General features: G+C 60.1%; 15 protein-coding genes. 3 read left to right on the forward strand and 12 right to left on the reverse strand.

All coding sequences use genetic code 11. From position 1 onward, the window contains the following. Positions 1–6: 6 nt before the first annotated feature. The 9 genes from benB to JL05_RS13575 all read right to left on the reverse strand — a co-directional run bounded on the left by benB (position 7) and on the right by JL05_RS13575 (position 7,740). On the reverse strand, positions 7–504 hold the full coding sequence (gene benB / locus JL05_RS13535; RefSeq protein ID WP_033632703.1) for a benzoate 1,2-dioxygenase small subunit: 498 nt from the start codon (positions 502–504) through the stop codon (positions 7–9). Then, a complete protein-coding gene (locus JL05_RS13540) occupies positions 501–1,877 on the reverse strand; it encodes a Rieske 2Fe-2S domain-containing protein (protein WP_033632704.1) in 1,377 nt (458 codons plus the stop codon). Before JL05_RS13540 ends, benB begins: the two co-directional genes overlap by 4 nt. A gap of 95 nt (positions 1,878–1,972) precedes the next feature. After that, entirely contained in the window at positions 1,973–2,902 is a 930-nt protein-coding gene (catA, locus tag JL05_RS13545; RefSeq protein WP_021505768.1) for a catechol 1,2-dioxygenase, read from the reverse strand. Positions 2,903–2,985: 83 nt separating this feature from the next. Continuing rightward, a complete protein-coding gene (gene catC, locus JL05_RS13550; RefSeq protein ID WP_015378320.1) occupies positions 2,986–3,276 on the reverse strand; it encodes a muconolactone Delta-isomerase in 291 nt (96 codons plus the stop codon). 17 nt (positions 3,277–3,293) lie between these two features. Beyond that, on the reverse strand, positions 3,294–4,409 hold the full coding sequence (locus JL05_RS25385) for a muconate cycloisomerase family protein (protein ID WP_015378319.1): 1,116 nt from the start codon (positions 4,407–4,409) through the stop codon (positions 3,294–3,296). A gap of 3 nt (positions 4,410–4,412) precedes the next feature. Then, positions 4,413–5,174, reverse strand: a complete 762-nt coding sequence (gene pcaD, locus JL05_RS25390) for a 3-oxoadipate enol-lactonase (RefSeq protein ID WP_033632705.1) — start codon at positions 5,172–5,174, stop codon at positions 4,413–4,415. An 8-nt stretch (positions 5,175–5,182) separates the two neighbouring features. Continuing rightward, positions 5,183–6,385 carry a 3-oxoadipyl-CoA thiolase gene (gene pcaF, locus JL05_RS13565; RefSeq protein ID WP_033632706.1) on the reverse strand — a complete coding sequence of 401 codons (1,203 nt, stop codon included), beginning with the start codon at positions 6,383–6,385 and terminating at the stop codon, positions 5,183–5,185. Next, a complete protein-coding gene (locus JL05_RS13570) occupies positions 6,363–7,043 on the reverse strand; it encodes a 3-oxoacid CoA-transferase subunit B (RefSeq protein ID WP_033632707.1) in 681 nt (226 codons plus the stop codon). Before JL05_RS13570 ends, pcaF begins: the two co-directional genes overlap by 23 nt. Positions 7,044–7,053: 10 nt before the next feature. Next, the gene (locus tag JL05_RS13575) at positions 7,054–7,740 is read right to left on the reverse strand and encodes a 3-oxoacid CoA-transferase subunit A (protein WP_021505764.1); all 687 of its coding nucleotides are present in this window, start codon (positions 7,738–7,740) and stop codon (positions 7,054–7,056) included. Between the two features lie 243 nt (positions 7,741–7,983). Between JL05_RS13575 and JL05_RS13580 the strand changes: the two genes are divergently transcribed. Continuing rightward, complete coding sequence (locus tag JL05_RS13580; RefSeq protein WP_033632708.1) at positions 7,984–8,817, forward strand: IclR family transcriptional regulator domain-containing protein; 834 nt, start codon at positions 7,984–7,986, stop codon at positions 8,815–8,817. A gap of 10 nt (positions 8,818–8,827) precedes the next feature. Here the strand turns inward: JL05_RS13580 and JL05_RS13585 are convergent, their stop codons facing one another. From JL05_RS13585 to fdhD, 3 genes are read right to left on the reverse strand one after another with little or no spacing between them, the layout of a single operon-like run. Further along, positions 8,828–9,790 carry a Dyp-type peroxidase gene (locus tag JL05_RS13585; protein WP_033632709.1) on the reverse strand — a complete coding sequence of 321 codons (963 nt, stop codon included), beginning with the start codon at positions 9,788–9,790 and terminating at the stop codon, positions 8,828–8,830. 34 nt (positions 9,791–9,824) lie between these two features. Continuing rightward, positions 9,825–10,742, reverse strand: coding sequence for a bestrophin family protein (locus JL05_RS13590; RefSeq protein ID WP_033632710.1), 918 nt, complete (start codon positions 10,740–10,742; stop codon positions 9,825–9,827). Positions 10,743–10,800: 58 nt separating this feature from the next. Next, on the reverse strand, positions 10,801–11,643 hold the full coding sequence (gene fdhD, locus JL05_RS13595) for a formate dehydrogenase accessory sulfurtransferase FdhD (RefSeq protein ID WP_033632711.1): 843 nt from the start codon (positions 11,641–11,643) through the stop codon (positions 10,801–10,803). A 296-nt stretch (positions 11,644–11,939) separates the two neighbouring features. Between fdhD and umuD the strand changes: the two genes are divergently transcribed. Then, positions 11,940–12,374, forward strand: a complete 435-nt coding sequence (gene umuD, locus JL05_RS13600; RefSeq protein WP_015378308.1) for a translesion error-prone DNA polymerase V autoproteolytic subunit — start codon at positions 11,940–11,942, stop codon at positions 12,372–12,374. Positions 12,375–12,376: 2 nt separating this feature from the next. Continuing rightward, complete coding sequence (umuC, locus tag JL05_RS13605; RefSeq protein ID WP_238545849.1) at positions 12,377–13,729, forward strand: translesion error-prone DNA polymerase V subunit UmuC; 1,353 nt, start codon at positions 12,377–12,379, stop codon at positions 13,727–13,729. Positions 13,730–14,072 lie beyond the last annotated feature (343 nt).

Below are 14,072 nucleotides of genomic sequence, written 5' to 3' on the forward strand. Positions count from 1 at the left end.
CCTGTATTAAAGATGATAAATATCAATAACATGATTGATATAGTCATTATCCAGACGAATTTTTTTGCGCTTAATTTGCAGCGCATCCCCGGTAAGATCTATCCACAAACGGGTTGAGCCGAAATAAGTGTCCGTGTGGTTGTAGCGGTGATAGAAGGTGGCCCAGTGGTAGTTCACCTCGGCCTGTTCCGCACCGGAGGATAACAGCTCCACGTTGCTGATAAGATGCACCGTACGCGGCTCCGGCATGCTGCTGGCGGCTGAGCGTTCGGTTTTTATGCGGTAAACGCGATCTTCCAGGCCTTCGCGATTGGCGTAATAAATCAGCGAAATCTCGCTGTGGGGATCCGTCGTCTGGCGATCGTCGTCAGCCCAGGCCGGCATCCAATATTCGACCTGCGGATGGTAGCAGGCCAGCCAGTCATCCCACTGCCGGTCATCCAGCAGGCGTGCTTCGCGGTACAGAAATTGTTCCACCCGCTGTTGCAGGTTACATGTACTCATTGCGCCACCTCGTCGTTTCGTTGCTGGCGCTCCAGCTGGCGCAGCAGAATGTTTTGCCAATGATGATGCTGACTGAGATACAGGGCTTCATCTTCCGGGCGGGGGCCGGTCATGTCAGGCACGATCCCCAGCGCTTTGGCGTTGTCGTCAGCCTGGCCCTCCAGCCAGCGGGTAGCGCCGCGGCTCAGATCGCTCCAGGGCATGTTGCCGGCGTTGAACCCCAGCTGGCAGGCGCGGAATTCCTCCAGGTCGTCCGGCGTACCCATGCCGCTGACGTTGAAGAAATCCTCATACTGACGAATGCGCAAGGCTCGCTCGTCGGCGTTTTCGCCCTTCGGCGCAAAGCAGAATACGGTCACTTCGGTTTTATTGACGGCAATCGGGCGCACTACGCGCAACTGGCTGGAAAGCTGGTCCATGATGTACAGATTGGGGTAAAGGCACAGGTTGCGGGTTTGGTTCACCATCAGGTCGGCACGGTGTGCGCCGAACGCGTCGTTCAAACGGGTGAAGTGCCGATAAATGGGGCGCGACTCCGGGTTCAGCACCCGGGTCCACAACAGCAGATGACCATTCTTGAAGCCGTAGGCTCCGCCGTCGTTTTTTGACGACCAGCAGTTGGCGTCCATGGTTTGGGTGCCGCTGGCGGCATCCCGATGCGCCATGGTGGAGACATAGTTCCAGTGCACCACGCTGACGTGGTAACCGTCCGCACCGTTCTCCATCTGCAGTTTCCAGTTGCCGTCGAAGGTGTAGGAGGATGAGCCGCGCAGAACTTCCAGCCCGCTCTCAGCCTGATCGATGATGAGATCGAGGATCTGCCGCGTTTCGCCCAAATAGTCCTCCAGCGGTTGCACCTCATCACTCAGGCTGCCGAACAGAAATCCGCGATAAGACTCAAAACGCGGCAGCTGCTTCACATCATGTGAGCCGTCCTGCTTGAAACAGGGAGGATAAGCGCCGGTTTTCTCGTCCTTGGCTTTCAGCAGGTGGCCGGCGTTATTGAAGGTCCAGCCGTGGAAGGGGCAGGTGAAGGTACTTTTATTGCCGGCCTTGCGGCTGGCCAACATCGCGCCACGGTGCGAGCAACTATTGATCATGGCATGCAGCCGCATGTCTTTGTCGCGCGTGATGATCACCGGCTGACGCCCAATGGTGAGCGTGTAATAATCGCCTGAGTTGGCGATTTGGCTTTCATGCGCCAGATAAATCCAATTGCCTTCGAAAATGGCTTTCATTTCGAGTTCAAACAGCGCCTCATCGGTAAAAATACCGCGATTGCACTGATATATGCCATTTTCTTTATCAATAATTAAAGCGTGATTTATTTTTTCTTTCAGCTTGGATATTGTCGGATTCAATAATGAATGCATATTCATGGCCTCATGGAAAATGGATAGACGGGGCAGTGGGCAATCAATAACCGATTGCCCGTTATTAGCGTCGCTATTCTTTTGTGCGAAAAATATTAATCTTGCAGCGCGCGAGGGCGATTTATTCTGTTCTGTTCGATGCGGTCCGCCGCGGCATAAAGCGTAAAATCAAACTGCACTTCGGTATGCGGGCCGGGCAGATCGCGTTTTGCCGCCAGCGCCGGATCGGTGATTTTCACCGGGTTGGCGATCAGCTCATCGCGGGTAGCGAAAGCGAAGTCATCCCACAGATAACGGTCGCCATTGAGATTGATTTGCGTCGTCAGGTGTTTATGCGCCGGTGCGGAGACGAAGAAATGAATATGCGCCGGACGGTTGCCGTGGCGCCCCAGTCGATTGAGCAAAGCCTGGGTGGGCCCGTCGGGTGGACAGCCGTAGCCCGACGGCACGATGCTGCGCGCCGCGTAGCGGCCATCGGCGTCGGTGGTTATCCGCCGGCGCAGGTTGAAGCCGCTCTGCGATTTATCGAAGAAAGAGTAGTTGCCCAACGTGTTGGCGTGCCAAATATCAACCACCGCCCCCGCCAGCGGCTTGCCGTCGGCGCCTTTGACCTGGCCGTGCAGCCACATCACCTCGCCGTCGTCGTCGCCGTCATCCATCCGCGCGAAGCCGGCGCTCACTGGCGCATTGGCCACATACAGCGGCCCCTCGATGGTGCGTGGCGTACCGCCGCTCAGCCCTTGTTGGCGCTCGCGCTCGTCGTCGCGCAGATCGAGGTAGTGTTCCAGCCCCAAGCCGGCGGCCAGGAGCGCCGCCTCTTGACGTTCGCCCAAGACGTGCAGATAGTTGATCGCCTGCCAGAATTCTTCAGGGGAAATATCATAGCGATCGATGAGCTGACAAATATCGCCCAGCAGATGATGCATGATTTTTTTGAAACGCGGATCACCGTTGTCATTAGTAAAACCGCTGCTGATTTCCAGCAATTTGATAATGTCTTGACGTTGATTGAAGGATATAGACATTGCGAATTCCTCATTGCTTATAATGTAGGTTATACAGAGAACAGGAATTAACAGCTAACCTTGCGGGTTATTATCCCGGTATTTTATTTGTCATCGTCGCGGATCGATGACGGGTGTCGGCATAACGCCGTTACGCGAATTTTCATATAAGGGTAAAGCGGCAGGGCGAATAACAGCTCGTGCAGCTCGGCATTGCTTTCCACATCGAAAATGCTGACATTGGCGTAGCTACCGGCTACGCGCCAAAGATGTCGCCATTTTCCGCTCGCCTGCAGGGTTTGCGAATATGCTTTTTCGCGCGTTTTTATTTCGTCGGCGAGCGCTTTAGGCATATCGAGCGGTAATTTCACGACCATTTCAACTTTGAATAGCATGGCGTAGTCCCTCGTGGTTATTTGCGTCGATAAAAGCGCAGTTTGTCTTCATCGATATCGACCCCCAGGCCCGGGCCTGACGGCAGACTGACGTGACCGTTGGCGAAACGCAGCGGCGTGGTGACCACGTCGTCTTTCAGCAACAGCGGGCCGAACATCTCGCTGCCCCAGTCCAGCTTCAGCGTCGACCAGGCGTGCAGCGAGGCGACGGTGCCCAGCGTGCCTTCCAGCATGGTGCCGCCATAGACGCCGACTCCGGCGGCCTGTGCGACCTGCGCCAGTTTCAGCGCCTGCGCCGGGCCGCCGGCCTTGGCTATCTTCAGCGCGTAGGCGCCGGTAAAGCCGCCCGCAGCCAATGCATAACCGTCGTGAGCGTCGGCCACCGCTTCGTCGGCCAGGATCGGCAGAGTGAAGCGCTGACTGAGCCGGATTAACGCCGTGCGATCCCATTGCGGCACCGGCTGTTCGACCAGATCGATGCCGATCTGCTGCAGCGCCGCCATTCCGCGTACGGCGGTGGCGGCATCCCAGGCCTGGTTAACATCGACGCGAATGCTGATCTCCGGCCCCAGCGCTTGCTTGATAGCCTGGGTGTGGCGCAGATCTTCCTCCAGTGGCCGGGCGCCGATCTTCAACTTGAAGGCGCGATGACGGTCTTCCGCCAACAGGCGTTGCCCTTCGATGATATCTTGCTGCGTATCGCCGCTGGCCAACGTCCACAGCACCGGCAGGGTGTTGCTGAGCGCGCCGCCGAGCAGGGTGCTGACCGGCAGGCCGAGGCGTTTGCCCTGGGCATCGAGAAAGGCGGTTTCCAGCGCCGACTTGGCAAAGGTATTGCCCTGGACCTGGCCATTCATCAACGCAACCAACGGCGCCAGACCGCTGAAGCTTTTGCCGCTCAGCAGCGGCGCGAGGTAGCCGTCGATCGCCGACTTGATCCCCTCCGGGCTTTGCGGGCCGTAGCTCAGCCCGCCGATGGTGGTGGCTTCCCCCCAGCCGATCAGGCCGTCGGCGCAGGTCATGCGCACCAGCGTCAGCGTTTGGCAGCCCATCGTGGCCATCGACAATTTGTGTGGCCGAATAGTGGGAATATCCACCAGCCAGCTGTCGATGCGTTCAATGCGAAGTTCCATGCTTCATTCCTTTTCAGTAAGAAACTCGACAACGCAGCGGTTGAAGAGATCCGGACAGGCGATGTTGGAAATATGCGATGTCGGCAACCGCCGCAGATCGGCGAGTGGCGCATTGGCGACTAAAAACTCGGCGTCCGCCACCGTCGTGACCGGATCTTGCTCACCGGCAATCACCCGCATCGGCCGCGTCATCAAGGCAACCTCGGCGCGCAGGTCGGCCTGCGCCAGCGCCTCGCAGCAGGCGGCGTATCCCTGCGGATTACCGGCCGCCAGGGCCGCCACCAGCGCAGCCACCTGCTCGGGGTGGCGCTGCGCGAATGCCGCGCAGAACCAGCGCGCGGGTGAGGCGGCGGCGATCGGCGCCAACCCGTGTTTCCGTACCTGCTGCGCGCGTTGTCGCCAGCCTTCGGCGTTGCCGATGCGGGCGGCGGTATTGGCGACCACCAGCCGTCCGATGCGCTCGGGGTGATAACGACTGAGCCAGAGCCCGGTCAATCCTCCCATCGAAATGCCGCAAAAATGGGCGTTCGGCGCATCCAAATGGTCGAGCAGGGCGATGACGTCTTCAGCCAACTGCTGCAGTTGCAGCGGCGCTTTCGCCAACGGGGTGGCTCCGTGGCCGCGCTGGTTGTAGCGCAATAGGCGAAAGCGTTCGGTCAGCGCCGCCAACTGCGGTTGCCACATCTCGAAGGTGGTGCCCAGCGAGTTGGACAGCACCAGTAGCGGTGCGTCGGCCGGGCCGTCGAGGCGATATTCAATATCCATGATTGACCTCATACCCGTTCGATAATCAGTGCAATGCCCTGGCCGACGCCGATGCACATGGTGCACAGCCCGTAGCGCCCGCGCGTTTTTCGCAGTTGCCAGGCGGCGTTCATCACCAGCCGGCCACCGGAGGCGCCCAGAGGATGGCCGAGCGCAATCGCGCCGCCGTTCGGGTTCACCTGCGGCGCATCGTCGCGCAGTCCCAGCTCGCGGGTCACCGCCAGCGCTTGCGCGGCGAAGGCTTCGTTCAGTTCGATCACGTCCATCTGTTCGAGGGTCAGGCCGGCAATATGCAACACTTTGCGCACCGCCGCCGCCGGTGCAAAGCCCATGATCGCCGGTTCGATGCCGGTGACGGCGCTGGCAATGATGCGTGCCATTGGCCGCAGGCCATGGCGAGCCACGCTGCGCTCGCCGGCCAGCAGCAACGCGCAGGCGCCGTCGTTCAGGCCGGATGCGTTGCCGGCCGTAATGCTGCCCTGCGGGGCGACCACCGGCCTGAGTTTTTCCAGTGCGGCTAAGGTGGTGGCGCGCGGATGTTCGTCCTGGTTGAAGGTCAGCGGCTCGCCTTTCTTCTGCGGGATAAGCACCTCGATCAGTTGGTCGCTGTAAAAGCCGCTTTCCTGTGCGGCGGCGGTGCGTTGCTGGCTGCGCAGGGCGAAGGCGTCCTGATCGCGACGGCTGATACCGAATTGCGACGCCACGTTTTCGGCGGTCTGCGGCATCGTGTCCACGCCGTACAGCGCCTGCATCTGTGGGTTGATAAAACGCCAGCCCATGGTGGTGTCTTCAATCTTCATCGTGCGGCTGAAGGCGCTTTCCGCCTTGCCCATCACATAAGGCGCCCGCGACATGCTTTCCACGCCGCCGGCGATCATCAGCTCGCTCTCGCCGGTTCTGATGGCGCGCGCCGCAGCTGCTACCGCATCCAGGCTGGATCCGCACAGGCGATTGATGGTGCAGCCGGGCACCTGCACCGGCAGGCCGGCGAGCAGCAGCGCCATGCGCGCGACATTGCGGTTGTCTTCCCCCGCCTGATTGGCGCAGCCGAACAACACGTCGTCCACCTGGCTCCAGTCGAGCGTCGGATGGCGTGCCTGCAGCGCTTTCAACGGCAGAGCGGCCAAGTCGTCGGCGCGTATGCCGGCCAGGCTCCCATTGAGGCGACCGAAGGGCGTGCGGACGGCGTCACACAGATAAGCTGGATTCATGGCGCGGTTCCCCGTGTTGAAGGGTGAAAGTCAGTTCGACCGGGGTGACGTCCTGCAGTTGTTGCGGGGTCAGGCCGGCAAATATTTCACGCACCACCAGTCCCTGGGGAGTGACGTCCATCACCGCCAGATCGCTGTAGATGCGGTCGATGCAGCCGACGCCGGTTAACGGATAGCTGCATTGGCGGACGATTTTGCATTCACCCGTTTTGGTCAGGTGTTCGGTCATCACAAACACCTGGCGTGCGCCGATCGCCAGATCCATCGCGCCGCCGACCGCCGGAATCGCCCCCGGTGCGCCAGTGCTCCAGTTCGCCAGATCGCCGCGTTCGGAGACCTGATAGGCGCCCAGCACGCAAATATCCAGGTGGCCGCCGCGCATCATGGCGAAAGAGTCGCCGTGGTGGAAAAAGCAGCCGCCTTTCAGCAGCGTAACCGGTTGTTTGCCGGCATTGATCAATTCCGGGTCCTCTTCGCCCGGCGTTGGCGCCGGGCCCATGCCGAGAATGCCGTTTTCGCTGTGCAGGAAGATCTCTTTATCGGCCGGCAGATAGTTGGCGATCTGGGTTGGAATGCCGATACCGAGATTGACGTAGGCGCCTTCGGGAATATCGCGCGCGATGCGCTCAGCCAGCTGTTGATGGGTCAGTTTGCTCATGATGCGTTCCTTAAGCCGAAAGCTGGGCTGCACGGGGAGAAGAGGGCACCAGACGCTGCACGAAGATGCCGGGCGTGATGATGTTTTCCGGATCCAGTTCGCCCAACGGCACCATATGGTTGACTTCGACGATGGTGCAGTTGGCGGCCATCGCCATAATCGGCCCGAAGTTGCGCCCGGTTTTGTCATAGCGGAGGTTGCCCCAACGGTCGGCTTGTTCTGCCTTGATCAGCGCGAAGTCGGCCTTCAGCGGCAGTTCGAAAACGTATCGGCGGCCGTCGATCTCGCGGGTTTCCTTTCCTTCCGCCAATTGGGTGCCATAGCCGGTCGGGGTATAAAAACCGCCGATCCCGGCGCCGGCGGCCTGGATGCGCGCCGCCAGATTGCCTTGCGGAACCAGCTCCAGTTCCAACTCGCCGCGGCGGTAGAGGTCGTCAAACACCCAAGAATCTGCCTGCCGTGGGAAAGAACACACCACTTTGCGCACACAGCCGGCTTTCAGCAGAGCCGCCAGGCCAAAATCGCCGTTACCGGCATTGTTGCTGATCAGCGTAAGCGCGCGTGGCCGGCGACGGATCAGCGCATCCAGCAGTGCGTAGGGCTGCCCGGCCGGACCGAATCCTCCGACCATAAGGGTGGCGCCATCCGGAATATCTGCGACGGCGGCGTCTGCGGACGCCATGCTTTTATCTATCATCAGTTCTCCTCAAGGCTCGGTTAGGACGTTGCGCCAACAACCAGCGGGTTTGAAATTAACCTAGAGGATGAAAAAAGCATCAGCAAGTGCGAATATCAGAACATTGTGCGATTATCGGTGCATTGAGGTTTTAGGTCTGCATTTTGTGATGCAGGCGGCTAAATTGGCATCGGATGTGATACGCAGGGCTTTGCTGCCGTATTGAGCGTGTAAATTGAGAGCAGATACTAATGGGAGGCCTGAATGAGTGAAGTTCCTGAATTTGGCACCGAAGAACTGCGTCGGCTGCAGGAGATCGGTGATTTAAGCAACGACCAGTACAAGGGCGATCCTAATTTTATGGCCTCGCTGGCCAGAGGGCTGGAGGTGTTGCAGGCCTTCAAGCCACAGTATTCGCAGATGTCGGTGTCAGAGATCAGTCAACAAACCGGCATTCCGCGCGCAGCGGTGCGCCGTTGTTTGTATACCCTACGAGCGCTGGGATTCGTGCATTGTCCCGATGGGCGCCACTATCGCTTGCTGCCGCGTGTGCTAACTATCGGTCACGCTTATCTTTCCTCTTCCGAGCTGGCGAAGGCGGCGCAAAACTCGCTGGACTATCTCAGCAAATTGCTTAATGAATCCTGCTCGGTGGCGACGCTGGATGGCGATAACATTTTGTATATCGCCCGGGCCTCGGTTAAACGCATCATGACTATCGATCTGGGGCGCGGCAGCCGTCTGCCGGCCTATGCGACGTCGATGGGGCTGGTGTTGCTCAGCGCGCTGGACGAGGGAGAGCTGGAGGATTATCTGTCGCGGGTCACTTTCGAACCGCTGACCGAGTTTACCGTCACCTGTGCGGAGCAGCTGCAGGAACAGTTAGCCAGAGTTCGCAGACAGGGGTATGCCATCAACGATCAACAGTTAGAGATCGGCCTGCGTTCCATTGCGGTGCCGATGCATTCACGCAAAGGCGGGGTTGTGGCGGCAATGAACGTCGGCGTCAATGCGTCGCAGATCTCGGCGGCGGAGCTGCGCGAACGAGTGCTGCCGCAGCTGCAGCGCACGGCGATGGAGCTGGCGCTGCTGCTGTAGGGAGAACGGATTAATGCAGTTCGGCGCCGCTGCGATCGGCCAGCGCTTCCAGCAGCGGGGCGGAAGGCACGAAGAACAGGGTACCGGTCACCGCGCGGCTGAAATCGAGCAGCCGATCGTAGTTGCCGGCCGGGCGGCCGATAAACATGTTTTCCAGCATCTGCTCGATCGGCTGCGGGGAGCGCGCATAGCCGATAAAGTAGGTGCCGAACTCGCGCAGGCCGGGGCGGCCGAACGGCATGTTGTCGCGCAGAATTTTCACCTCGTTGCCTTGCTCGTCGGTGATGGTGGTCAGCGAACTGTGTGATGACGACGGTTTGACCGCTTCATCCAGCTCGATGTTGGACTGCTTATGGCGGCCGATGATCTTCTCCTGCGTTTCCACGCTGAGCGAATTCCAGCCCTGCATGTCGTGCAGGTATTTCTGCACCAGCACATAGCTGCCGCCGCTGAACGCCGCGTCTTCGTCGCCGATCACCGTGTAATCGAAGGCTTCATGCCCTTCCGGGTTCTCCGTGCCGTCGACGAAGCCGATCATGGCGCGCTGATCGAAGTAACGGAAGCCGTGCACCTCCTCGATCACCGTCACGGCGTCGCCTAGCTTGCCGATCAGCTGAGAGGCCAGTTCAAAACACAGATCCATTTCATCGGCGCGGATATGCAGCAGGATATCGCCGGGCGTGGCAACGGCGACGCGTTCCCCGCTGCCGATCGGGCTGAACGGATGCAGCTGGCGGGGGCGCGGCGCGCCGAACAGCGTATCCCAGGCCTCGGAGCCGAAGCCGCAGACGCAGGTGAGGTTGCCCGCCGGCGCGCGTTTGCCGACCGAACGCACCACGGCGGCGATGTCGCCGCACCAGGCGCGAACCGCCGCCAGATGGGCGGGAACGGGCGACAGGGTGGCGACGATAAAGATGGCATGGCGCGTCACCGGCGTGAATACGGCTTGCGGCAGGGGGGTATTTGCATTCATTGCATTCGGCTCCAGTGTGTTCGGGTGAAATAGCTCAGATCAAATTAAAGTGCTCGTCGGGTTTCATCGGCGGTGGCAGCGGGCTTTGGCCATTCATTTCCAGCAGGTTGCGCTCAATGGTGTTGCAAATGGCGTTTAACGGCAGATGGTTGGCCGACACGCCGAACGGATCCTCCAGCTCTTCGGCCAGTGAGTCCCAGGATAAGAAGGTATAGGAAATGAACACCGAAACAAACGGTGTCATGTAATGCAGATCGGTCACCAGGGCAAAAGGCAACAGGCTGCAGAACAGGTAAACGGTGCGCTGCAGGATCAGGGTATAGGCGAACGGCACCGGGGTGCTGGCGAGCCGTTCGCAGCCGCCGAGGGCGTGGGACAGCTCGCTCAGCTTGTTGTCGAGCAGCTCGAAAGTGATGTCGCTCAATAGCCCCCGTCGGCGCAGCTTGCCGATCTCCTGGCCCAGCATCAGCAGGATGCGGTTGGTCGGCATCGGGCTGGCGATCACTTCGGCCAGCTCTTTGCTGCTGAGATTGTGGTACAGATCGGCGGTGGGATCGGTGGCGCGCAGCTGATGCTTCAGGCTCCAGCTGAAGGCGATCAGCAGCTTGGCGACCTTTTGCTGCACCGCCGGTTCGTCCGGCAGCAGGCTTTTGATCTGGCGCAGCAGGGATCGCTCGGTAATCAGCAGCGAGCCCCACAGGTTGCGCGCCTCGACAAAGCGGCTGTAGCCGGCATTATTGCGAAAGCCGAGAAAAATCGCGATGGCGATGCCCAGCAGGCTGAACGGCGCGATGGTCAAATGCACGCCGAGCTGTTCGTACCATTGGTAGCTGATCACCGCCACTATCGACATCAGCACGTTCAGCGACAGGCGAAAGGTGATCTTTGACAGCACGGAACCGTGCCAGGCGAACAGGCGAAAAAACCAGTTCTGGTGCGGGCGGATTATCATAACGTGGGCGCTTCCTGGTGTCCTGCTATTGAGAATAGTCGATTCTTATCCGGCGGGGTTAGGCCGCCGTTGTCGATTGCCAGAGCCGCTGCGGGTGCGTATAGACGGTGGCGCGCCCCGGCTTGCTGAAGCCCACCAGCGTGAGGTTGCTGCGCTCGGCCACCTCCACCGCCAGGCGGGTGGCGGCGGAAACGGCGAACAGGATCTCGACGCCGCACATGGCGGATTTTTGCACCATTTCGTAGCTGGCGCGGCTCGACACCAGCGCCGCCCCTTGCAACCACGCCTGTTGGCTGCGATAACCCAGCAGTTTGTCGAGCGCCACATGGCGGCCGACGTCTTCACATCCGCCGTTGAGCGCGCCGTCCGGCTGGATCCAGGCCGCCGCGTGGGTGCAGCCGGTCAGTTTCCCCACCGTTTGCACTTCCTGCAGCTGCGCCAACGCCCGATCGAGCAGCGCCAAATCGAAACGCTGCGTGAAAGGCAGCGGCGCGATGGGCTGAGCGACCTCCTGCAGTTGCTCGACCCCGCAGACGCCGCAGCCGGTGCGGCCGGCCAGGCTGCGGCGCTTCTCTTTCAGCTGCATAAAGCGGCGGCTCGAGAGTTCCACATGCACTTCAATGCCATTGCAGGCCGGTTGCTGGCGGATGTCGTAGATATCGTCGGGGGAGGCGATGATGCCTTCGGACAGCGAAAAACCGATGGCGAAGGCCGCCAGGTCTTTCGGCGTCGCCATCATCACCACGTGGGAAATGCCGTTGTACACCAGGGCAACCGGCACTTCTTCCGCCAGCCAATCTTGTTGCGCCTGAGCCAGATCGTTGCGCTGCCAGACCGCATGGCGAGACAGGCAGGCCTGTTCGATGTCGTCGGTTTCTGCGAGGAGTAGGTGCTTGTTCATAACGTTCTCGTGACCGTCGGTGACGAGGCGCCGACGGGGATGAATGCTTATTGAGCAGGTGTGGGCATTATACAGGATTCTGATCCCGCTCGCGTAGGGAATCACGCCCTGCAGGTTATCCACAGTTTTAGTGGATAACGTGTGCGCAAGGCAGAGTGAAACCGTTAGCAGGCGTAAAAAAAAAATCACTCAGAAAATTATTATATTACGCGGGAAAGCGCGATCCGCAGGGGGATTTGGGGTTGCGCGCGTTCGCGTTTTGTTTATGCTTTACTGTATAAATATACAGTTTGGTTATGATTATGCTGAGCAATTCAAGGTTGTATGCTTTTTCACCAGGTGAGTCTCTGACGTTACCGCTGTTTGCCGATCGCGTGGCCTGCGGCTTTCCTTCCCCGGCGCAGGACTATGTCGAGAGCCGGCTGGATATCGGCAAGCTGCTGGTGCGGCATCCCAACGCCACCTACTTTGTACGCGCCAGCGGCGAGTCGATGATCGACGGCAATATTCAGGACGGCGATCTGCTGATCGTCGACAGCGCCCTGACGCCGGAACACGGCAATATCGTGATCGCCGCCGTGGACGGTGAATTCACCGTCAAAAAACTGCAGCGCTACCCCGACGTGCGGCTGTTGCCGATGAACCCCGCCTATGCGCCGATCGTGTTCAACGACGAGGCGCAGTTGGAGATCTTCGGCGTGGTGACCTTTATCGTCTACGCGGCGCTGTAACCATGTTTGCCCTGGTAGACGTCAACAGCTTCTACGCCTCCTGCGAAACCATCTTTCGGCCCGACCTGCGGGGGCGGCCGGTGATCGTGCTGTCCAACAACGACGGCTGCGTGATCGCCCGCAGCGCCGAGGCGAAGGCGTTGGGCGTGTCGATGGGCGCGCCTTATTTCAAAATCAAAGAGGAGATGCGCCGCCGCAACGTCGCGGTGTTTTCCTCCAACTACGCGCTGTACGCCGACATGTCCCGCCGGGTGATGGACACGCTGGAGGAGATGGCGCCGGCGGTGGAGATTTATTCGCTGGACGAAGCCTTTCTGCGGCTGGACGGCGTGGCGCACTGCGAAGCGCTGGAACCGTTCGGCCGGCGGGTGCGCGATCGCATCCGGCGCGAGCTGCATTTGACGGTCGGGGTCGGCATTGCGCCGAGCAAGACACTGGCTAAACTGGCCAACTTCGCGGCCAAGAAATGGCGCGGCACCGGCGGCGTGGTGGATTTATCCGATCCGGTGCGCCAGCGCAAGCTGCTGGCGTTGATCCCGGTGGAAGAGGTGTGGGGCGTGGGGCGCCGCCTGACACGCCAGCTGCAGGCGATGGGGATCCACACCGCGCTGCAGCTGGCGGATTGCGATACCCGGCTGGCGCGTAAAACCTTCAGCGTAGTGCTGGAGCGCACGATACGTGAACTGCGCGGCGAATCGTGCCTGCGGTGGGAAGATGAGGCGGCGGCGAAAGAGCAGATCATCTGTTCCCGCTCGTTCGGCCAGCGCTTGACGCATTACCCGCATATGCGCGAGGCGATCTGCAGCTACGCCGAACGCGCCGCCGAAAAGCTGCGGCAGGAAAAGCGCTACTGCCGTAACGTGTCGGTGTTTATCAAAACCAGCCCGCATTCGGCGGGCGAAGGCTATTACAGCAATATGGGCACCGCCCGGCTGCAAACCCCGAGCAACGACAGCCGCGACATCATCGCCATGGCGGTGCGCGCGCTGGAGAGCATCTGGCAGGAGGGGCGACGTTACCTGAAGGGCGGCGTGGTGCTGGGGGATTTCAGCGCCGCCGCCATGGCGCAGATCGACCTGTTCGACGACTGCCCGCCGCGCCGCAACAGCGAGCGGCTGATGGCGACCCTCGATCGCCTGAATCAGGAAGGGCGCGGGCGCGTATGGTTCGCCGGGCAGGGGATCGTCAAACCGTGGCAAATGAAGCGCGAAATGCTGTCGCCGGCCTACACCACCCGGCTGGCGGATATCCCGCTGGTGCGGCTGGGGGAGCGGGAGCCGCGTGATGCCCCACGGGCTGCTGCGCGGCCCAATCCGTCGAGACCTAAGGGAATAGGCGATAATAAGGTAGGGTAAGTATGGCATGATCTGATGGCCGACGAGCTTCACCGCGTTTACTCCCCCGAGTTCAGAACCCGGATGCGTCGCTGGCCGCCTGGCGGCTGAGCGCGTACAGCCTCTCTTATTCACCATTCGCCGTTTTGCGCTGTTTGATCACATATGTCCCTTGGATATTTCAGTCTCTAACGCCTGTATTGCAAAAGGCGCGCATGCGTTGGCTCGTTGATTGTTTCACCGACCAGACAGCCGCCATCCGTTGTCCTTATTTCTGCAGTTTTTTATAAATGACGGGCAGCTAAAAACGGTTTGCCGATAGGGATAATGCGCGTGTCAATCCGCGTTAAACGAGAATATCGGC

This window comes from Serratia nematodiphila DZ0503SBS1, from assembly GCF_000738675.1.
GTDB lineage: Bacteria > Pseudomonadota > Gammaproteobacteria > Enterobacterales > Enterobacteriaceae > Serratia > Serratia nematodiphila.